The organism is Okeania sp. SIO2B3 (assembly GCF_010672525.1).
In the GTDB taxonomy this organism is placed as follows: Bacteria; Cyanobacteriota; Cyanobacteriia; order Cyanobacteriales; family Microcoleaceae; genus Okeania.
On the sequence record NZ_JAAHGH010000008.1, the window covers coordinates 38746 to 59070 of the forward strand.

16 protein-coding genes and 1 pseudogene are annotated in these 20325 nt (G+C 37.3%); 8 read left to right on the forward strand and 9 right to left on the reverse strand.

Translation table 11 applies throughout. The features are described from left to right. The first annotated feature begins 479 nt into the window (after positions 1–479). Both F6K15_RS09500 and F6K15_RS09505 read left to right on the forward strand, forming a co-directional pair. Entirely contained in the window at positions 480–2648 is a 2169-nt protein-coding gene (locus tag F6K15_RS09500) for a hypothetical protein (protein WP_293060250.1), read from the forward strand. 13 nt (positions 2649–2661) lie between these two features. Next, entirely contained in the window at positions 2662–2853 is a 192-nt protein-coding gene (locus F6K15_RS09505) for a hypothetical protein (RefSeq protein ID WP_293060252.1), read from the forward strand. A gap of 376 nt (positions 2854–3229) precedes the next feature. Here F6K15_RS09505 and F6K15_RS09510 read toward each other — a convergent pair whose 3' ends face one another. Further along, positions 3230–3376, reverse strand: a complete 147-nt coding sequence (locus tag F6K15_RS09510) for a hypothetical protein (protein WP_293060254.1) — start codon at positions 3374–3376, stop codon at positions 3230–3232. A gap of 883 nt (positions 3377–4259) precedes the next feature. On the opposite strand from F6K15_RS09510, the gene F6K15_RS09515 reads away from it, so the two are divergent. Next, positions 4260–4673 carry an NUDIX domain-containing protein gene (locus F6K15_RS09515; protein ID WP_293060256.1) on the forward strand — a complete coding sequence of 138 codons (414 nt, stop codon included), beginning with the start codon at positions 4260–4262 and terminating at the stop codon, positions 4671–4673. Between the two features lie 328 nt (positions 4674–5001). Here the strand turns inward: F6K15_RS09515 and F6K15_RS09520 are convergent, their stop codons facing one another. The 4 genes from F6K15_RS09520 to def all read right to left on the reverse strand — a co-directional run bounded on the left by F6K15_RS09520 (position 5002) and on the right by def (position 7931). Continuing rightward, a complete protein-coding gene (locus F6K15_RS09520; protein WP_293060258.1) occupies positions 5002–5190 on the reverse strand; it encodes a hypothetical protein in 189 nt (62 codons plus the stop codon). A 24-nt stretch (positions 5191–5214) separates the two neighbouring features. Continuing rightward, complete coding sequence (locus F6K15_RS09525; RefSeq protein WP_293060259.1) at positions 5215–6579, reverse strand: PrsW family glutamic-type intramembrane protease; 1365 nt, start codon at positions 6577–6579, stop codon at positions 5215–5217. 469 nt (positions 6580–7048) lie between these two features. Next, positions 7049–7249, reverse strand: coding sequence for a hypothetical protein (locus F6K15_RS09530; RefSeq protein ID WP_202221930.1), 201 nt, complete (start codon positions 7247–7249; stop codon positions 7049–7051). A 115-nt stretch (positions 7250–7364) separates the two neighbouring features. Then, the gene (gene def / locus F6K15_RS09535; protein WP_293060262.1) at positions 7365–7931 is read right to left on the reverse strand and encodes a peptide deformylase; all 567 of its coding nucleotides are present in this window, start codon (positions 7929–7931) and stop codon (positions 7365–7367) included. 640 nt (positions 7932–8571) lie between these two features. Here def and F6K15_RS09540 point away from each other — a divergent pair. Beyond that, positions 8572–9879, forward strand: a complete 1308-nt coding sequence (locus tag F6K15_RS09540) for a pentapeptide repeat-containing protein (protein WP_293060264.1) — start codon at positions 8572–8574, stop codon at positions 9877–9879. A gap of 543 nt (positions 9880–10422) precedes the next feature. Here F6K15_RS09540 and F6K15_RS09545 read toward each other — a convergent pair. Both F6K15_RS09545 and F6K15_RS38210 read right to left on the reverse strand, forming a co-directional pair. After that, positions 10423–10839, reverse strand: coding sequence for a hypothetical protein (locus tag F6K15_RS09545; protein WP_293060265.1), 417 nt, complete (start codon positions 10837–10839; stop codon positions 10423–10425). Positions 10840–11270: 431 nt separating this feature from the next. After that, positions 11271–12263, reverse strand: a complete 993-nt coding sequence (locus F6K15_RS38210; protein ID WP_363267607.1) for a TenA family protein — start codon at positions 12261–12263, stop codon at positions 11271–11273. 396 nt (positions 12264–12659) lie between these two features. Between F6K15_RS38210 and F6K15_RS09555 the strand changes: the two genes are divergently transcribed. Next, positions 12660–13598 carry a glycosyltransferase family 2 protein gene (locus F6K15_RS09555; RefSeq protein ID WP_293060266.1) on the forward strand — a complete coding sequence of 313 codons (939 nt, stop codon included), beginning with the start codon at positions 12660–12662 and terminating at the stop codon, positions 13596–13598. A 1567-nt stretch (positions 13599–15165) separates the two neighbouring features. Here F6K15_RS09555 and F6K15_RS09560 read toward each other — a convergent pair. Next, a complete protein-coding gene (locus F6K15_RS09560; RefSeq protein WP_293060267.1) occupies positions 15166–16353 on the reverse strand; it encodes a hypothetical protein in 1188 nt (395 codons plus the stop codon). 303 nt (positions 16354–16656) lie between these two features. Between F6K15_RS09560 and F6K15_RS09565 the strand changes: the two are divergent. From F6K15_RS09565 to F6K15_RS09580, 3 genes and pseudogenes are all read left to right on the forward strand, one after another. After that, positions 16657–17792: pseudogene (locus F6K15_RS09565) on the forward strand (RNA-guided endonuclease InsQ/TnpB family protein). Then, a complete protein-coding gene (locus F6K15_RS09575; protein ID WP_293060269.1) occupies positions 17785–17970 on the forward strand; it encodes a hypothetical protein in 186 nt (61 codons plus the stop codon). The pseudogene F6K15_RS09565 and the gene F6K15_RS09575 overlap by 8 nt, the downstream one beginning before the upstream one ends. Then, positions 17909–19126, forward strand: a complete 1218-nt coding sequence (locus F6K15_RS09580) for a glutathione S-transferase family protein (RefSeq protein ID WP_293060270.1) — start codon at positions 17909–17911, stop codon at positions 19124–19126. The genes F6K15_RS09575 and F6K15_RS09580 overlap by 62 nt, the downstream gene beginning before the upstream one ends. 218 nt (positions 19127–19344) lie before the next feature. Here the strand turns inward: F6K15_RS09580 and F6K15_RS09585 are convergent, their stop codons facing one another. Then, a complete protein-coding gene (locus F6K15_RS09585; RefSeq protein ID WP_293060272.1) occupies positions 19345–19947 on the reverse strand; it encodes a hypothetical protein in 603 nt (200 codons plus the stop codon). Positions 19948–20325 lie beyond the last annotated feature (378 nt).

A 20325-nucleotide genomic window follows, 5' to 3' on the forward strand; every position in this document is an offset into this window, starting at 1 on the left:
GGTCATTAAGGAAAATCTGCCATTAATTAATTCTCGCTATTTTGGTCAAGTGATAAACAGGATAAGAGATTTTTTCTGCGACAAAATTATCTGGCATTTTGCCGAACAGCTTTACTGCTGAAAGGGGGGAATTTTTATTGGTCATTCGGGAAAATTCTGTAGCATTTTGCCAAACAACTCCACTACTGAAAAGGTAAAAAATTACCACTTATCAGGGAAAATTATCCATCAATTAATTTTGGCTATTTTGGCAAAGTGACACACCGGATAAGAAATTTTTTCTGTAAATAATATTTTCCAGGATAGAATAAGACGGTAAAATTCAGAAAAGCTTGAGATTAGCTTAATAGAATTATATGAGAATTATATGGCAAGACCACAGCTATAGCACTACAAGAATTGGTTAGGACATTTTTCAATCCTAAAACCCTATTCCCTATTCCCTATTCCCTAGCGCTATATCTAATTTCGGGATAAATATGAAAAATCACTCTTTTTTTCAATCATTAAATACTAAACTTAAATCACAGTCTAGCTTTCAAATTAATAGCATTATTTTCTTAATTGTAGTTTTGATAATTACTGTCATAACATCAATATATGTATCCAATGAACATACAATTTATTGGTGGGACTTTGTGGGATATCAGAATGCAGCAAATAATTTAACAAATTTATTTCGAGCATCACCTCAAAGAGCTATTAATGATATTTTAGGTTCTTTATCTCAACAGAAAAATTATTTGGTAGTCCTGCCATTAATTCCATTTCTTTATCTGTTTGGTAATCACAGAATTGTTTATATTTTGAGTATTAATCTGGTCTATTTATTACCATTTAGTTTACTGCTAGGTTCTATCGCGACAAAATTAATTCCAGTTCCTTCTCGATGGATATTTTGGTCAACAGTAGCGATCGCTCTACTAATACCTATGAGTTGGAGTCCTAGTTTGAGAGGATATCCTGATATTGGAGCGACTTTATTTATTTTATTGGCAATTTTAATTTACTTACAAAATATTAGATTGAATGCTTGGTGGAAAATTCCTGTCATTGGATTATGTTTGGGAATATCTATTGTTTTCAGAAGACATTTTGCTTATAGCGCAATAGCTTTTCTTGCTGCTGTTAGTTGCCAAACTATGATTAACTTTTTGACTACTTTCAACTCTGTCAATAATTCCTGGAAAAGACTTTTAGAAAGTGCCATAAAAATTAGTCTAATTTCTATCAGTAGTTTCCTGACTATATCAATTTTTGCTTGGGGTTTTATCCAAAGTTCTTTGACAGAAAATTATCGAACTCTCTATGCTGCTTGGAGTTTATCAATACCTGATATCTTTTGGCGTTATGCCTGTTTTTATGGATTAATAACTTTACTGTTAGTAGCTATGGGATTTTTTGTGGGTCTTCTGACAAAATCTTTAATTCCATCCACTACTATTTTTCTCTTATTATTCGGAATTTTTTCTCTAGGTGAATGGTTGATTTTACTGCGTTATGGCAATATTCATTACTCTCTACATTTTACGCCAATAATAGTTTTAGGATTAGCTTCATTTATCTGGACGACCATTAATACTTTCCGAGACAAAAACAAAACTAGATTAATCATTTTAAGTCTCACCGGAATATTGTTACTCGGAAATTTTATCTTTGGCATAACTACAATTGGCAAATTTAATAATTCTCTACGACCATTATTTGCCACTAACTTTTCTCCATTAATTCGTTCCGACTATGATGAAGTTTTACGTTTGAGCGATTATCTAAGTAAATTAGCCAAAAATCAAGAGTTAGTATATGTAGCTGCTTCCTCAAATCTATTTAATGCCAATATTATTAGAAATGCTAATCGGATAATTAATCCTGAAAGTTGGTCAAATTTAAGAGCAATAAGTAAACCACATATAGACACCCGCGATACTTACCCATTGCCAGAATTATTAGAAGCACAATATATAGTTATTGCTCACCCATTTCAGAAAGTATTATTAACTGATGAACAAGTCTTAAAACCAGGACAACAAGACTTAGTGAAGTTTGTCTATAATGCTTTTACTCAAAATTTTCCCATTGCTCAAGATTTCCGAAAATTGCCAGAAGAATTTATTTTAAATGGTGGAATTACTGTCAGTTTTTATCAAAGATTTCGCCCTACTTCTGTAGCGACTGCTGTACAAACTTTATCAGCAGTACAAAAACAAATTCCTCAACGTCCAGGTAGACAGTTGGACTGGATGAGTTTAAATCAATCTCCTTATATTACTTATAATTATTCGGCAGTTATTGAAACTTCTGAAAATGGTTATAAATTAATGACAGACCCTGCGGATGCTACTAAACAAACCTCTAAATATTTTCTCTATTTAGGGCAAATATCCGAATCAGTAAAAATTACTGGTCAACTAAATTTTCTGAATCAAGAATGTGATGGTTTGTCTCTTACATTTTCTTCTTTGGATGAGCAAGGAAATTTGCTTGATACAACTGCCAATAATTATTTTCCTGGAGATTTGTCTGACTTGAATTTTTCACTCGCTGGTAAAAATTATGTTTATTTACTTCTGGAAAATATGACTATTGATAGGGATGAATTAACGGATCAATGTGGATGGGTAATCAATAATCTAGTTGTTGATGACTAGATAAAATTTTCTGGTGATAACCGCCTATAATTATTCGCCTGGGTTTGGTGATAGTTTGACTTTTTATCTTCAGGGTAAAAGTTCTGTTTATCTACTTCGGGAAAATCCGAATATTTATAGTTATAAGTTAACTGATGGAGTGAATTTTCTGGAGACAACCGCCAATAATTATTTTCCTGGAATTTTGTCTGACTTTAATTTCTAGCTAGTTAGTAAAAATTCGGTTTGGTTTATTTACTTCTGGAAAATATGACTATTGATAGGGATGAATTAACGGATCAATGTGGATGGGTAATCAATAATCTTATTGTTGATGACTAGAGAAAATTTTCTTGAGATCACACTGATAATTATTTGCTTGGAGTTGCTTCTAATTTAACTTTTTATCTTTCGATATTTATACTTTTTTAGCGTTTAGCGTATTTTTGTTGAATAAAAAGTCATGTGTGGGGGCGAGCAACTCCATCTAAGCTTGAGAATATCACAAAAATTTTGAGGCTGCAACCCAAAATCCTTTGAGGCGCGTTTTTTTCTGGAGCTTAAGAGAATGAAAATGTTAGTGGTTTTCCACTCAGGAGTGATCAATGGGAAACTTTGACAAGAGAAGACAAACATTTCTTATAAGCTCCAGAAAATGAAAATATTTCTGCATTACTCTTGCTTGCTGGAAAAATTCCTAAATACTTGGTTGTTTCTGAGTCGGGAATTTTAGTTGAATAAAAAGTCATTTGTATAGTCAAATAACCCCATTTAAGCTTGAGAATATCACAAAAATTGTGAGGATGCAACCGAAAATCCTTTGAGGCGCGATTTTTTCTGAGCTTACGAAAATGAAAATGTTGTGATTTTCCACTCAGGAGTGATGAATGGAAAGATTGTAAGCATTCAGCAGTCAGCCATCAGCTAGCCTCCTATGGTCGGAACTGCGAACTTCAGCTATTGCTTTTAGTTGAGGATCAAAGCAATATTTAATTGTCTTACTACAAAAGTTGCTTCCCTTTGCCTGAAAGTCTATATTAATTTAAACACTTTCCCATAAGAGAGAATCTTGTTGCTGATAGCTGACAGCTAATAGCTGTTTGCGCAGCATTCCGTAGGAAATGCTTACGAAAGATTTAATGACCGGAAAAATCTGATTCTAATTTTAAAAGTAGGAGAGTAGAGGAGTAGGGGAGCAAGTGAGAATTTTTAAATCTTTTTCCTGTGTTACCTCTATTCCACTCCCAACTCGTAACTCAAAAATTTAATCCCAGACAAAGATACAAAATGGCTTCCATACAAGAGCATTGTGTCAATATAGCTAGTCTTATGTAGGGGTTTAGTCACCAGACCCCTACCTTTACTATTGGTATTTAGACGTTTTCTTGTAGAAAAACTGACTGAACAAAATTACTGAAACTTTTCCTTATAGGTACAGCACAGATGTACTATCGTGATGTTTGCTTTAGTAAACGTGAACCGAACTTAATTTGTAAAAAGCCGCTTAATTTTTTCCGGATAGTTAGTAAATAATATAAGAATAATTTAGAGCAAAATAAAGGAATTAGGCGATCGCTATATTTATCCCATCTATTAATATCCCAAATGAAAATGTTCTAACAGGAGATCAACATGAACAAATTACAAGGTTGTGTAATTATTTTGTTTAATAGCTCCAAGCAAATTTTACTCGTGCTTAGAGATAATAAAGATTCTATTCCTTTTCCTAATACTTGGAATTTATTAGGAGGATTTATTGAAAATGGTGAACTTCCTGAAGAATGTATATGCAGAGAAATAATGGAAGAAATCGAAATTGAATTAACAGATATTAACTTTTTTCAAAAGTACAATATTTATGATAGAGAACATTACGTTTTCTGGAAGCAAATAGATTTAGATTTAAAGCAAATTCAACTTAATGAAGGTCAGCGTTTAGCTTATTTTAGTAAAGATGAATTAGACCAAAATCAATTGGCATTTCAATGTAATCAAGTGTTGAATGATTTTTTTATTCAAGTGTTATGGCCTAAATTTGGTAGGTAGATTATTAATCAATTGAAAAACGAGGTACTGGGGATAGCTTTGTTCAAACCGTGCAGCTAACAAAAGATAATGAAATAAGAATATTTCTATTTCTTCTTACCGGAGCAATTTTAACTTTTACCTTATCTCACATAGCAGCAAGTTTTTCTGAAGTAGCGAAAATAATTACAGTTTTTTTGTGCCAGCCTTTATTTCTTGTCTACTCTGTTATAGTCTATAAGCACTTGAAAAACAATATGGATTGATGAATGCCATTAGATTATTTTTTAGGTATAGTAATCTATATTATTTGTAGCCAGAACATTTACCCCCTTAATCTACTGGGGTTTTATGGTTGAATAATTGCAATTAGCTTCATCCAATTTCTGTTGGGGGACATATTTTCACCTTCATCCAAAGTTTTTTCTGTAGCTTCTGCGATGAAAACAAATCTATTGGATAGGGACTGCAATTTTTCCTCATACTTATACAATCTATAGTCACATAAATCTGCTTTAATAGTTGTTATCAAATCCATCGAATATTGTTAATACTATTTTTTTTACTTCGTTAAAACCTGAGTAGCAAAATTTTCATTTCTTGTAGGAGAAAGCACCCTAGCTTTTAAAATAGCCGCCCCCAAAAAAGCATAAGAAATCACTCCCACAAAAGCCAAAAGAAATATATTTAAAACTCCAGAAGCATTCCATAAAGCATGAAGAATAGATGCAGTAAAATAACCAACGCCTAAAATCAACCAACTATTACGACGCTTTAAAACACTTAATCCGATAAAATAACCAAAATAACCACTATAAGCCATGTGTCCAGCTACTGAACCTAAAATTCTGGGAATTAACAATTGTAATCCTACCAATTGACCCGCATCTACTCCCAATTGTAAACTCGCACTATCCACAATACTCGGAACATATTGTCCAAGAGTTTCTAATAAAGTAAATCCTACTGCAGAAGCTGTTCCTAATAAAATTCCATCTAAAGGTTCCCAAACACCAATTTTATTTCGCCAGGGATAAGGTAAATTACGACCTATAAATAGTACTAAAAATACAGGTAATGCTTTTAATAACTCTTCCATTAATCCCGCGCCAAAAAACATTCTAATCAGGAAATCAAGAAAGCCAACTTGCTGAGGATTTACTGATATATCACCAGGAAGTATAAAACGAAATACTCCAATAAACAATGTTAAAATAGGACTTAATAAAATTAATACAGTAGTTAAAGATGCTCCAAATAATACCCACCAAGGTTTTTGTTTACCACAAAGTTGATAAACAAAATAATAAGCTGCACTAGCAATATAAGCTGCTAATAAAAAATTGAAAGCTATTGCTTTACCCACTGTTAAAAACATTAAAATCACAAAAAATACAGTGATAATACCTGGATAAAGATAGGCTTTTTTAGCTAATTGCTTTCCTGTAGAGGCAATAGGAAATAACTGGGTCAAAGTTATCGAATCAGTATCTTCAACATCTTCAACTTTAGCACTACCAACAGAATTGACAGGATGTGAAGTAGGGTTTACTGGAGGTGATACTAATGAGGTTGATTTTTGGTGGGATAAATTATCGAAAATGAATTCCGGCCCTTTGTAACCCAGACTAATACGATCGCCCACCTGTAAAATTTGACTTCCCTGTATTCTTCGTCCATTAATATAAGTACCATTAGAACTATTGAGGTCGCAGATTTCCCATACTAAACCAGTAGTTTTGGCCTGTTTAGTCTGAATACGAATCATTGCATGACGGCGAGAAACCGTTCTATACAATTTTGTCTCTAGGACAATTTGACACCTGGGATCGCGTCCTAGCACTACCTCCTCTGTCTCAGATAGATACTCTTTTATGAGTTTTTCCTCATATACCCCTCTTGTAGACAGTTGTCGCAGAAATGCCATTTTTTAGATATCTTTAAAATTTGTAGTCAAAATAATTATTGATATAGCAGTTGAAGGAAAGGTTAGGACAGATCAAAAGCTTAAAGCTCAGACAAAGTAAGATTTTTCCTTCTTCCTTCTGCTATATGCAATGAACAATTAATTGTCAATTAAAAATTGTTCATTGTTCATTGCTTAACTAGCTATCAGCATTTTCCGTACTGGAATGCTCTGCAAACAGCACTCAGCTTTCAGCGCGCTAAAAGCTTGGGTTTAAACCCCCGACTTCTAGTACAGGATGGCAGAAATAACTAACCAGTTACAAAATCCTAAAAGCCTTACCAATCAAAAATGATTGACTTTTTAATTTTGACTTTTGACTTCCGCGTAGTGGCACTAGCTTGTCGTTTAATTTTAGGAGGAGTTCCGTATCCCCTTCTGGCACGTTCAAAAAAATAATCTTGCTGAGTGCTGAGTGCTTCTTCAATTTCTACTGATTCGCCTTAGCGTCTTGAATTGCTAAATAAAAGAGTAAAGTGGCTAGAGGAATGCTCAGACTTAAAATTATCCCTGTTACTAGACCACCTAATTCTGGTTCCCCAGAGGACAACTCAAAAATAGAACCAACTGCTGCGATCGCTGCTATACAACACCCACCCAAAAGCAATGTTGATTTAGGAGTTCCTACCATAACTTTCTTCTCCAAAAATATTGACTGTTTTGATTTTTTATGATATGCACTAAAGTTAAGAACTGATAAATCTTAAACTTTTGGACTATTGCTTTTGTATTAATTTCGTGAGACTTTAAGTAACAGATTTAACAGCTTTAGGAGAGAACTTATGCTTAGTCAACTCTTCATTTAGTGCCAACTTATTTTCTACTCGGTCTACAAACAGCACCCCATGAAGATGGTCCATTTCATGCTGAATTGCTCTAGATAATAATTCTTTAGCCTGAAGAGTTTTCGGACGACCATTTTCATCTTTGTAGGCAACTTCAATTATTGAGGGACGTTTAACATCTAAATAAACCCCAGGAATACTCAGACACCCTTCTTGGAAAAGACAAATTTCTTTACCATACCTTTTGATCGTAGGATTAATCAAAACTAGAGGGGGCGTAGCAGGATTATCTAGCTCGCAGTCTATAACAATTACTTGTTTTTGGACAGCTACCTGAGGTGCAGCCAGACCAATACCATCAGCACTATACATAGTTTGGAGCATTTCTCGTATCAGTTTCCGAATATCATCATCTACCTTAGTCACACGCTTCGCTGACTGACGCAAAGAGCGATCGCCCAAATAATGTATTTCCAAAGGTGGGTTCTCTAATTTTTCCTTCTTAACTAAAATTTCAGAAGTTGTCATAATTTTACACTTACAAAAAATGGCTAAATTTGAAACAAAGGTATTTACTGTACCTCTTTCTATCTATCCTAATACCTAATAAAATATACACGGCCTTTGAGTCATGAATAGTCAAGCCAACTTATATCCTACTCAAAGTCAAAGTCCTTATATCAATTAATCAAAACCCCCCTGAATCCTAAATTAATATTCTTTTGCTTGTAACTTCTAACTTTTGACTTCTAACTTCTAACTTTTGACTTTTGACTTTTAACTTCTAACTTCTAACTTCTAACTTCTAACTTTTGACTTCTAAATTTGGCCTGAGTCCTAAATTAATATTTTTTTGCCTCTAACTTCTAACTTTTAACTTTTGACTTTTGACTTCTAAATTCGGCCTGAGTCCTAGATTAATATTTTTTTGCTTCTAACTTCTAACTTAATAACTTATGACTTATGACTTATGACTTATGACTTATGACTTATGACTGTCTTGGCAAGTTTAGTCCCAATATAATTGATATAAAACCTAACCTCTAGCTAAACTTACCCGTAAAATTATGGGCATAACTTCTCTTTTCTAATGTTTTCAGTTTTTTATAGATATTACAAAAACTTAACTAATTAATTGTCTGTCAAAAAAATCAAAATTAAAAATTCTATGAATAATGATTCAAACTCTTCTCCAGCTAATTCTCCAAACACCAGTCCTACCTCAGAAAATTCTAATGGCACAAAAGCAGCGATCGCTCCTGTAAAAACATCAATAGAGCAATTAAACTTGGTAGACAACGAAATAGAAAAAATGCTACCCTCCTCTCCCACACAGCTCAATGGTTTGGCGAACAATCAAGGAGATGAAGGGCCAAAGAATCGAATTGCGTCCATTGTCTCCCTAGCAGCAATTGCGTTAATGATTCTGGGGTTAGCCATAGATAATGTACTGCTTGGTTATAGCAGTGCAGTTGTAGCAATGGTAGCTTCCGTCAGAATGATTTGGCCTAGTTGGGGTAAAGTCTGGAAAACCCTCATTCCTCCAGTTTGGCGTAACCTGATTATTGCTTGCTTTGGGATATTGGCGGCTATTGTTGGTTTACTGATGTTAAGTGGAGCAAACCAAGAACCAGGTACTCGTAATATTCAGATTAACTGGGACGCTATTGGAGCGGTGGGCGAACTCATCGGAGCTTTGGGTCAAATCTTAATTGCAATTATTGCTGTATATGTAGCTTGGCGACAATATGTTATTTCCAAAGATTTGACCATTCAGCAAAACCGCATTACTCAACAACAAACCATTGATGCTTACTTTCAAGGAGTTTCCGATCTGGCAATGGATGAAAAAGGTTTGTTGGAAGATTGGCCACAGGAACGAGCGATCGCTGAAGGACGTACAGCAGCTATTATTAAAAGTGTAGATGCAGAAGGTAAAGCGAAAATTCTCAGATTTTTATCTCAGTCTAGACTAATAACACCGATTAAGCGCGATCGCCAACTTGGTCGGCCTATTTTGGATGGTAATGGGGGTTATGCGGAAGACAGGGAATATGGTATTCGTGTGATTGACTTAGGAGTAATGTTAGCAGGAGCTGACCTGACAAAAACAGATTTGCGGTGGACAGAATTAAGTGATGCTAATCTTGTTAGAGCTAATCTTAGTGATTGTGACTTAGTCAAAGCAAATTTTTCTCGTACTATTTTGTATGAAGCAAGTCTGGTAGGTGCTGACTTGAGGGGAGCGAGATTTTTCTATGGTAATGCAGAAACTGCTACTCCTCGCAGTCGTACTCATGTACCTAACTATCAAACAGGTGTTTGTACTGGTGCAGTGGTAGAAAATGTTGACTTTAATGGAGTCAAACGGTTGTCTGACGAACAACGTTATTATTGTTGTGCTTGGTCTGGAGAAAAAAGTAGAAGAAAGATACCAGGTGGTTGTGAAGGTATTCCGAATAAGTTGGGACGTTAGTTAATAATGAATAATGAATAATTAATAATTAATAATTGATACAGGACTTACGCAGAACCACCATATCTAGTAGGGGCGAATGGCATTCGCCCACTACAATTGGTGTATAATTTCACATTTTGCGTAAGTCCTGTGATAATTATTTGATTTGGCTAATTTGACAATAGTTTTCAGGAGTTTTAAGAGTTCTGTACAGTCTTGATTAATTGAGTTAAACTCTCTGACATTAATGTAATTTGAGTAGAGCATAATGTAGGGACGTTGCGTGCAACGTCCTTAAAGGGTTATCACTTTTTTCTGGTTCATTGACCTGAAAACTGCTGTATCTATCTTTTTACAGGAGATTACAATCAGGACTTACGCAAATTTTTAGACAATACACTATCCGTATGGGGGCGAATGCTATTCACCCCTACTAGATATGGTGGTTCTGCATAAGTCTTGAAAATATTAAATCCCTCCTGAAGTCTGAGCTTTAGGAGGATTATCGGGATATTTGGGAAGTCTATCTGCTAGTGTCAGTGTGCCGTCGCACTCTGAGTCTTACTTGCCGATCGCCATCCAGTTAATATACCAACAGCGATCGTTAGCATAATCGGGAGTCAGATCCCCATTCTTGTATATGTATACGCGGAATCCTTTAGGCGATGGCTTGTAGATTGAAGTAGCGCCCATCGTCGTCCAGTGGTTACCATTGCCACCTAGGGAAGTGAAGTAAAGTGGAGTTTCGGTAAAGCCTGCTCCACTGGTATCGATATCCAAATATATCCCATTTTGGTTGTAGTTCTCCCATGGTGTCTCGCATGGAGTCGTCGAACCGCTAGCAATCTTGTATTCAGTTGGGGCCACCAGGGGAATGCTCTCCAGTTCCCCAGCTACAGCATTGACTGGCCATGCCAATGTAATGCACAACACAGCGCATAGCGCTATTAACGTACCGAATATCTTTTTGATGTTCATGTCTTTCTTGTCCTTAACTAATTTGATCGACTTTGGATGACTGCCAGAGGCAGTTATTATCCCTATGATCGTCTAGATGTAGACGATCAAGACGGCTAGAAGTCCATTGTTACTTTTAGTCGCCCTATAGAATAGACAATATGGGGAGGAGATTTATGACAAACTTTTCTAACTTATTTTGCTGCTGCTTGCTGGCCAGAGATATGAAGCCCTTTCCAGTCGTCGTCAGGACATCATTCTTGCAATGGCAGTTTGAGCAAGTTATTTAATCTAGCTTAGTGGGAATTTAACTAAGTAAAAAGTAAAAAACTAAAAGTCAAAAGCCAAATATTGACCCACCCCCCAATAGCTAAAAGTTTTATATTATCGGTTTTTTATTTTCCCTGTTGCCTGTTGCCTGCGCGCAGAGCTATAGGTTTAATCAGCAAGCCCTACCTACCGATCGCCATCCAGTTAATATGCCACAAAAAGCTGTTAGCCTTCTGGGGAGTCAGAACAATGTCGGGATGATTGGAAATGACAGACTGTTTGTATATGTACACACGGAATCCTGTTGGTGATGCATTGTAGATTGAAGTAGCGCCGTAAGTCATCCAATGATGGATTTGGCCACCAATCGAAGTGAAGTAAAGTGGAGTTTCGGTAAAGCCTGCCTTACTGGTATCGATATCCACATAGATCCCATCTGGTGGGTAGTCAACCCACGATGTCTCACCTGGAGTTGTGGAACCGCTAGCAATCTTGCGTTCAGTTGCAGCTACCACGGGTATGCTCTCCACTTCCTCTTTTCCCATTTCCCAAGCTGCTTGAAAGAAATCTCGTTCGCAGAGCATGGCATAACAGTAGGTTGATTCTGCTTCTTGAGTATTATCTGCGTAACTGTCTATCACTTTCTCCAGCTTTTGCGTCAAATGTTCAAAATCCTGACTGCTGTAAGTACGAATCCATTCAGAATATTGATGCTCTGGGATTTCTGGTGTAGCTAACTGTTGTCCCAAAAAAGCATAAAGTCGCATACAAGGAGTCATTGCTGCAGCGATCGCTCCAATATTATTACTCCAAGCTGTTGCTAGCAGAAAATCTGTGTAACGCCGTGTAGAAAATCCTGGGGTAACATTTTCTAGATTCACTCCCCATTTAGCAGCATAGCTTTGATGAAGTTGCAATTCCTCTTTTACCCCACCTGCGAGAGCATGAAACAGTTCAAATATTTTCCAGTCTGGGGACTTAGCAGCAGCAATACTGTAAGCACGAGCAAATGCTCTGAGAAAAAAAGCATCTTGTCCAACATAATAGGCAAAACTTTTATGATGCAGTGTACCGTTAGCAATTCCTTGCACAAAAGGATGGGATAAATAGACTGTTGCTAATTGTTGATTTATTTTCCATAAATTATTTGATAAGCTGTTTTGCATTGAAACCATATATCTAAATTTTTGTCAAAGGGAATAGGGAATAGGGAATAGGGAATAGGGAATATAGAATCTAAAGTATTCTTAGCTTATCATATTTTCCATAAATTCATTCAGTGGTATTATATTATGTCTTAGTTTAAGATTATTCAAGCAATTTCTGAAATGTAGATACAGCAGATTGCAGAGAGATGAGGTACAAATATAAATGGTAAAGTGAATGCAAGTGCGGGCATCTTGCCCGCGACTGGTATACCTGAATAATATGAAATGTGCTGATGATTTATGGAAAAATCTATTTTAGTAGAAAATTATTGTTTCTTCCTTCTTCCTCCTTCCTTTTTTTAGGAAGTTTTTGTTTCTTCAATTTTCCCTCTTCCTTCTTCCTTCTTCCCTCTTGCTTCTTCTATGAAATATTCTATAGTAATTCCTATTTATAATGAAGAGAAAAATCTCCCAGAATTATATCGGCGTATGAGTGCCATTCTGAATAGAATGGATGGAGATGTAGAATTAATTTTAATTAATGATGGGAGTCGCGATCGCTCTCTACAAATACTCCGAGAATTACATCAACAAGACTCTCGAATTTGTTACTTAAGTTTTGCCCGTAATTTCGGACATCAAATTGCTGTTACTGCTGGTTTAAATTTTGCTAGGGGGAAAGCTATTGTAGTTTTAGATGGAGATTTGCAAGACCCACCAGAGTTAATTCCAGACTTAATTGAAAAGTGGCGACAGGGTTATCAAGTTGTTTATGCTCAACGCACAAAAAGACATCAAGAAAGTTGGTTTAAAAAGTTGCCTGCTTTTCTCTATTATCGGATTTTAAAACATTTAGCAGATGTGGAAATTCCCATTGATACGGGAGATTTTTGTTTAATGGATAGATGTGTGGTAGATGTGTTGAATAAAATGCCAGAAACTAATCGTTATATTCGAGGTTTAAGAGCATGGGTTGGTTTTAAACAAACGGCAATTAAATTTGAGCGCGAACCTCGTTTTGCTGGTGATATTCAATATACTTTTGCCAAGTCTTTAGCTTTAGCAATTAATGGTTTAGTCTCTTTTTCTAAAGTACCTTTACGACTGTCTACTTATGTAGGATTATTTGCTGCTTGTGTGGCTTTATTGATGGCTTGTTTAGTTTTATATTGGCGGATTTTTTATCCAGATTCACCATTAACTGGTTTGGCAACAATTATCATGGCAATATTCTTTTTAGGAGCAGTACAATTAGTAAGTATTGGAATTTTAGGAGAATATATCGGACGTATTTATGAAGAAGTCAAAGGTAGACCTCTTTATACTTTATCTGAAGTAGCAGGATTTGAGGATAAGAATTAATACCATATTTGGCGTTGGTAAAGCGTGTGTATGATATTAATCTTAATTACTTAGGAGCAGTAGGGGCGAACGGCCGTTCGCCCCTACAGGAGTCAGGAGGAAAGAAACTGGAAGTGGTGGTTCATATTGAACGGATATATTAGTCATATTATTGTTCTCGACATAGTTTTTATAGTTTGAAAAGCGACCCTATCTGCGCGCATTTTTTCCCATGCTTACAGAATAACATACTATTTTGATAAATAGGGTTTGCTGAAAAAGCCTTATGGGTAAGGGAAGGGTAGGAGACAGGAGACAACCCACCCCTCGCCCCTCCCCCTCCCAACCCACCCCTAACCCCTCCCAGGAGGGGAGGGGAAGACAGGAGGAATGGGGAATTTAGAGGAGATAGTCGGAAAAATTGTCCCTAAATTTGTCTGCCATAATCATCCCAAAATACTAGCTTTATGCAGCTCTTGCCACTGAAAAGCTGGTACTTTTTTCAACAAAAAAATGCTCAAGTCAATAGCAGTCAATACGCACGAGAATTAATCAGCAAGCCCTAAATAGGAATAGAGTTGAAAGTTTTTGATAAATCTCAAGTCAGCATTATATTTTTGCTCCAAGTGACCGCCCTGCAAAGATAAGGCAAGTGAGTGAGCGTTTCTCAATTTACTCAAAATAATCATATAATAGGCAGTATTCCCAAAACATTGATGTTCAGAGAATGAGATGACAAAATATCCATATCCCCACGGGTTTTCAAACCAGAACAGTACGACATCCTACGACCGTTAGCGCTCAAAAACATCAGACACTCTCTGAAGTTGCTGTGGAAATAGTACGTCTGGGATTAGAAACTCTTAAACAAAGAAGCGATAGAATCTCTGCTGAAGGCGATCGCCAAGCTCAAAAAGCTTTATAATGTTTAAATTCTCTCCGAGCAGAAATCTAACAAACTCATGGCATTTATTCGGGCGATCTGGTTGCAGAAGTTAGAACCGAACGAGAAGAGCAAAGGTCATTTCAGTTATCAGTTATCAGTTGTCAATAATTACAGGGGAGCTATGAAAATTGTACCTGACTCATATAGAATCCGATTGAATAGTTATTGTATAGTTTGCAGTAGGGGAGTGGAGGAGTGGAGGAGTGGGGGAGTGGGGGAGTGAGGGAGATTAAATATTGAAGTAATTATAGAATTATCAACATATACTATATAACCGGATTCTATATCAGTTATCAGCTCGTTTGAGGTTTGAAACCTCTCAAATCTTACTTTTGACTTTTGACTTTTAACTCCTCAAGGGAATGGCGACGGAGAGCATCCATTTATTTGATAGATTGCTCTCCTGCTAGCTCACCCTAAACGATCAGCGATCGCTCATTACTACAAAATCGGACGATCGCAATTGAAGAAAATTATTGTGTTTAGGATAATATACAATCCGGTTATACAGTATATGTTTATAACTCTATCCACACTTTCTCACCTTAAATCTCCCCATCCCCCCATCTCCCCATCTCATATAATAAGTATTCAACCGGATTTGATATAAGTGGTGAGAGGGAAGCGGTTTGTCACTCATTTTTAGATGACTGACTGAAGTATACGTGCTAACAAACGAATTCCATCAGAATTTTTCATATCTTCCCAGGAAAGTGCCCAACCTTCAGATGCTGTTATTAAAGATTCATCAAGTTCTGGGTGAAACTGGGTAGTTAGTGCTTTCCGACCGTTATCCCAATAAATACCGGTTGCTGCCACCTCACATAGCGGATCGCCACTTTGAGTATGTGTTGAAGCTAAAATTTCGACACCAATGGGTGCATCCATGAGGCTTTGTAGGTCAAGTATCGAGGCTGCTTCAAGGCTGTAAGCAGTTATCGCATGGTTAATTTGCTGATAAGCCCAACATACGAACCGCATTGATTCTTCTGATACTTCGTTGCCATGAAATGCCTGAATGTGCAGATTGTTTTCGTACTGGAGTGCTACATCAATGATGGCATCAAAACGTTTTGCTACTACACGATATGCCTCGGTAATTTCAGTCGGAACATGAGGAATATCGATATCCCGGTAGGGGTATAACCGTGTATTAGAATGGCTAATTTCTTCATTCTTAGCAACGGCAAACGATTCATCATTCCAAGATTGGGCGACAGTACCATAACTCTTTTCGACCTTCAGGCGATTTGCTACCTCGGCAATGCGACGACTGACAGCAACAAACGCTGGTTGTTGTGATTTTTCTAGACGATCCACAGATTCACGGATTAATTCTACATGGGCCTGCGCCGTAAGCTGATGAGAGAGACAAATGCCAATGAAAGGTACCTGTTTTAAGAGGAATTCAACAATCAGTTGCGTAGCATCTGAACGAGGAAATGCTGGCGAAAAAGTATCTTTTACATGAACATCCGGTTCACCCCCTTCCAATACTATAAGTTTGGCTACGCTTGCCAGGGAAGCAAAGCGCTTTAGGTCAGAAATACCATGCTTCCAAGCGGGCACAATAAGGGTAGGTAAACCCAGGATTTGATCGACAATATAGGCCACGTTCTCTGATGCAATGACCCCAACCTTATCCTTCGGTCGTTCGCCAACATGCTCCCAGGGTTCAATCACTACAACACTTTCTGCAATTTCTCCAGGATCGACCAGAGAAAGATCGTCTACATGACGACCCCAGGTAGGACTACGGTCACCGAGAGGATTTGGTGTATTACGTTCAGCGAGAAAAGCATCAATTAAAACTTGACTAGATTTAGACATTTATAGTGCCTCTGATTTTATTAGGGCTTATATTTTACAATTTTTCTGAGTGCAGCCTTAATTCCTTAACAAAAAAATCAGAAGGTTTTAGAGCGGTAATTTCAATAAAGTCTTCTTCCAACGCAAGGTTTCCTATAGTCCTCAAGCTGCTAACCGTCAGACTCCGAGTCGGAGAAATGAAGTTGTGATAAAATTGAACATTATTTTCTGAAGCATTGACTTAATCAAAAAATAACGATATAATACCTTACGAAGCAAACTATTAGATAGACTGTGTTTGCTGCGCACATGAAACACACATACATGAAATCCATTAGAACCAAGCTCAAACTCAATAATCAGCAAAAAACTCTGATGGCTCAACACGCGGGCTACTCACGCTGGTGCTACAATTGGGGTTTAGGCTTATGGAATCAAGCTTATAAAGATGGTTATAAACCCAATGCTCCTATACTTAGAGAAGTTTTTACCAACCACACAAAGCCTTTATATCCTTGGATGAAAAAATTGTCATCTAAAGTTTACCAATATGCTTTTCCTACGGAATGCTGCGCAAACATCAACTTAGGTGAAGCATTTAAGAGGTTCTTTAAAGGATTAGGAAAATACCCAAAGTTTAAAAAGAAAGGTAAACGTGATTCATTCACAATAGATAATTGTGGAAAACCAATAGAACTAAATGGATGGAATCATAAATTACCTTTTATTGGTATGATTAAAACTTATGAACCAATTGAAGCAACAACTAAAAAAATAACAATTAGTAGACAAGCAGGTGATTGGTATCTGAGCTGTAGCTATGAATGGAATGGCACAACTACACCGAAAAAAACGGATGTTATCGGTGTAGATTTAGGAGTAAAAACCTTAGTGATATTAAGTGATGGGAAAGTATTTGAAAGTGTCAGATCGTACCAGAAATTTGAAGCCAAGTTGTCAACAGAGCAATACCTAAATCGTCATAAAGAGGTAGGCTCTGCTAACGGTCGGGCGGCAAAACTAAAGATAGCCAGATTGCATAGAAAAGTAGCAAACATCCGTAAAGATGCACTTCATAAACTGACAACATACGCAAGCCTTGAACCACAACCCACCCCCATCCCCTCCTGGGAGGGGAGCAAGAGGGGTGGGTGAAGATTTGAATGTGAGTGGAATGTTACGCAATCATAAGCTAGCCAAATCAGATAGCAGATAGTGATTTTATGAATTTCACCAGACAGCTGAAATATAAATGCCAATGGTACGGTTGTGATTTAGTAGTAGTAGATAGATTCTTTCCATCATCAAAGACTTGCTCAAACTGCGGTCATGTTCAAGATATGCCCTTAAATGTAAGGACTTATGATTGCCCAGATTGTGGGTTGTCAATAGATAGAGATTTAAACGCCAGTATTAATTTGAGAGATGCAGTCGGCTCGACTGTGAATGCCTGTGGATGAGAAACCGCCGACGGCCTCACAAGAAGCAGGAAGTAAACAGCCTCCTACGGAGGAGCTACGCTATCAAGTTGTTACGTTATGTGACGCTTTGTATCAGTTTTATGGAGCAGTAACTTATGAGATCGACCAAATCTTTACCTTTGAGTTGGGAAGAACTACAACAACTCGCCACATTTGAGCGAGATACCATTAACGGACCAACCAATTCCCAAGCGAGACTGCGCCTGTTTGGACAAGCCGAATCAGATGTGCGAGTTACTCTTTATCGCGATCATCATGCTTGGTGTCCTTATTGCCAAAAAGTGTGGCTGTGGTTAGAGGAAAAGCAGATTCCGTACCGTATCGAGAAGATCACTATGTTCTGTTATGGAACGAAAGAAAAGTGGTATAAGCAAAAGGTGCGATCAGGAATGCTTCCTGCACTAGAACTTGACGGTCAGTTAATTACAGAAAGTGATGATATCTTATTAGCATTAGAAAACGCATTTGGCCCATTAAATCAGGTAGGAATGGGCGATCGCCGAGCGCTGCCTCTGCGCCAGCTAGAACGTCTACTTTTTCGTGGCTGGTGTAGTTGGTTGTGCTACCCCACGCGGTCGCAAAGGGACGAACAACGCAGTCGAGATCAATTTACCACCATCGTGGCTCAAGTTGAAGCTGCTCTAGCCAGTACTCCAGGACCTTATTTTCTGGAAGAATTTGGTATAGTTGATTTGGTTTTTACTCCTTATGTGGAGCGGATGAATGCTAGTCTCTACTACTACAAAGGCTATTCATTGCGGGAAGAAAATCCCAAGTTTTCTGATTGGTTTGATGCTATGGAAACCAGAACCACCTATCGAGGGACACAAAGTGATTTTCATACTCATGCTCACGATTTACCACCGCAAATGGGCGGATGCTATCCTAACCAAGAATCTCAAACTGAGATTAATCAAAAACGAGTCGATTGCGGTCCTTGGTTTGGATTACCAGATGTGATGTACCCAGAACCCGAAACGTCTCGAACAGAAGCTCTGCACCGGGTGGTAAAGCATCGTCATAATATCATTCGCGTTAATCCAGCCGACGATCGCCTTTTTGATGAAGCTTTGCGTTGCGCTCTGACTTACATGATGACAGGAGAACTGTGTCCGCCACCATCTGGTTCCGATCCAGCCCTGCGCTACCTGCGCGATCGTATTAGTGTACCGAGAGATATGTCCATCTATGCCGCCAAACGACTGAGAGAAGCATTAGAAACCACGGCAGCTCTATCTGGCGATCGTCAAGGAATACCTATTCCGGTGCGCGATCGGCGCGATCAAAATCCAGCTAATTTCACCCAAATTTAACAATGGAGTGAGAACTCCCCTCTTCAAATCTTTGATTGCAGAGGGGCTATTCAGTTATCAGTTATCAGTTATCAGTTATCAGTTATTGGCGAACCCAGAAACCCTGTTTCTCGTAGATGTTTATTGTCAAAAACAATGATTTACTGTAGAAACCGGGTTTCTTTGCGTAAGTGCTATTAAACTTTGGTGTTGAAGGCAAGAAAAAACCGAATTTAATTTCAATCTGCTTCCCTTTTGCTTGATAATAAAAAACTTATCGTTCCGAAAATTTTATCTAAATCGGTAATAGTAATTCTCAACTTGCTTTTTGTGAATTCATCGGATACTAATTTTCCAAATTGCCATAATTCTCCATCTGTTACTATCCCATACACAGGAAGTTGCTCGGCTTTATTTAATTTTTGCACGGCAATCAACTCAGCTAGACATTGCCCCCATCCCTCACTAAAATCATTCTTTTTTGCTTCAACAACAACGACAATTGGAAAACCCAAAACGGTTTTACCTAATTCGGATTTTGTTGAGAACAAGTAATCAGGGGTTCCATTTAGTTTAGTATTGTATGTTATGAACTTGTGGCTCCAAAGAGTATATTTATCAGTAAAATCTTTATAAACTTCTCTTAAAATTGGATAAATAATACTTTCGCATCTTGATGATTCAGATGTGTATATATCCATATTCTGTTCGCTGAATTTCAATTCCTTAACAAACAGATCGGAAGGTTTTAAATCGGTAATTTCAATAAAGTCTGCTTCCAAATACTTAATATTATACTCTTGTTGAACTTGAGCAATAGTTTTATAATCACTAAAAGCCATGAATAACTCCTATTTTATCAGGACTTAGGCAGAACCACCATATTTGGTAGGGGCAAATGGCATTTGCCCTCTACAGATAGCGTATTATTTCATAATTTGCATAATATCATGTCCGCTTAATTAGGGATAAAAAAATTTTTCCTTGTAATACCCTATTTTTATTCCTCTTCTCCGCTCTAACTCCTATACGGGCGTTTTGCTGCGCAACATATAAAGCGCAGCTTTGCGTTAGCAAATGCCATTTGCTTCGCATAACTATCGTTAACGCCCCTACGACTCCCTAATGGCTTTGTTGCATGACAGTAGCATAGAACATCCATTCCGCAGTTATATCGCTCTGTTGAGATTGATGTTCTATTGGACAATAGTTATTGCTTT

Bases quoted from the DNA above. Each gene is read 5' to 3' on its own strand.
- def (WP_293060262.1), bottom strand. From the start codon at position 7,931: ATGACAACTTCTGAAATTTTAGTTAAGAAGGAAAAATTAGAGAACCCA.
- F6K15_RS09580 (WP_293060270.1), top strand. From the start codon at position 17,909: ATGAGATCGACCAAATCTTTACCTTTGAGTTGGGAAGAACTACAACAA.
- F6K15_RS09545 (WP_293060265.1), bottom strand. From the start codon at position 10,839: ATGAACATCAAAAAGATATTCGGTACGTTAATAGCGCTATGCGCTGTG.
- F6K15_RS09555 (WP_293060266.1), top strand. From the start codon at position 12,660: ATGAAATATTCTATAGTAATTCCTATTTATAATGAAGAGAAAAATCTC.
- F6K15_RS09500 (WP_293060250.1), top strand. From the start codon at position 480: ATGAAAAATCACTCTTTTTTTCAATCATTAAATACTAAACTTAAATCA.
- F6K15_RS09515 (WP_293060256.1), top strand. From the start codon at position 4,260: ATGAACAAATTACAAGGTTGTGTAATTATTTTGTTTAATAGCTCCAAG.
- F6K15_RS09585 (WP_293060272.1), bottom strand. From the start codon at position 19,947: ATGGCTTTTAGTGATTATAAAACTATTGCTCAAGTTCAACAAGAGTAT.
- F6K15_RS09530 (WP_202221930.1), bottom strand. From the start codon at position 7,249: ATGGTAGGAACTCCTAAATCAACATTGCTTTTGGGTGGGTGTTGTATA.
- F6K15_RS09520 (WP_293060258.1), bottom strand. From the start codon at position 5,190: ATGGATTTGATAACAACTATTAAAGCAGATTTATGTGACTATAGATTG.
- F6K15_RS09540 (WP_293060264.1), top strand. From the start codon at position 8,572: ATGAATAATGATTCAAACTCTTCTCCAGCTAATTCTCCAAACACCAGT.
- F6K15_RS09510 (WP_293060254.1), bottom strand. From the start codon at position 3,376: ATGACTTTTTATTCAACTAAAATTCCCGACTCAGAAACAACCAAGTAT.
- F6K15_RS09560 (WP_293060267.1), bottom strand. From the start codon at position 16,353: ATGTCTAAATCTAGTCAAGTTTTAATTGATGCTTTTCTCGCTGAACGT.
- F6K15_RS09525 (WP_293060259.1), bottom strand. From the start codon at position 6,579: ATGGCATTTCTGCGACAACTGTCTACAAGAGGGGTATATGAGGAAAAA.
- F6K15_RS38210 (WP_363267607.1), bottom strand. From the start codon at position 12,263: ATGGTTTCAATGCAAAACAGCTTATCAAATAATTTATGGAAAATAAAT.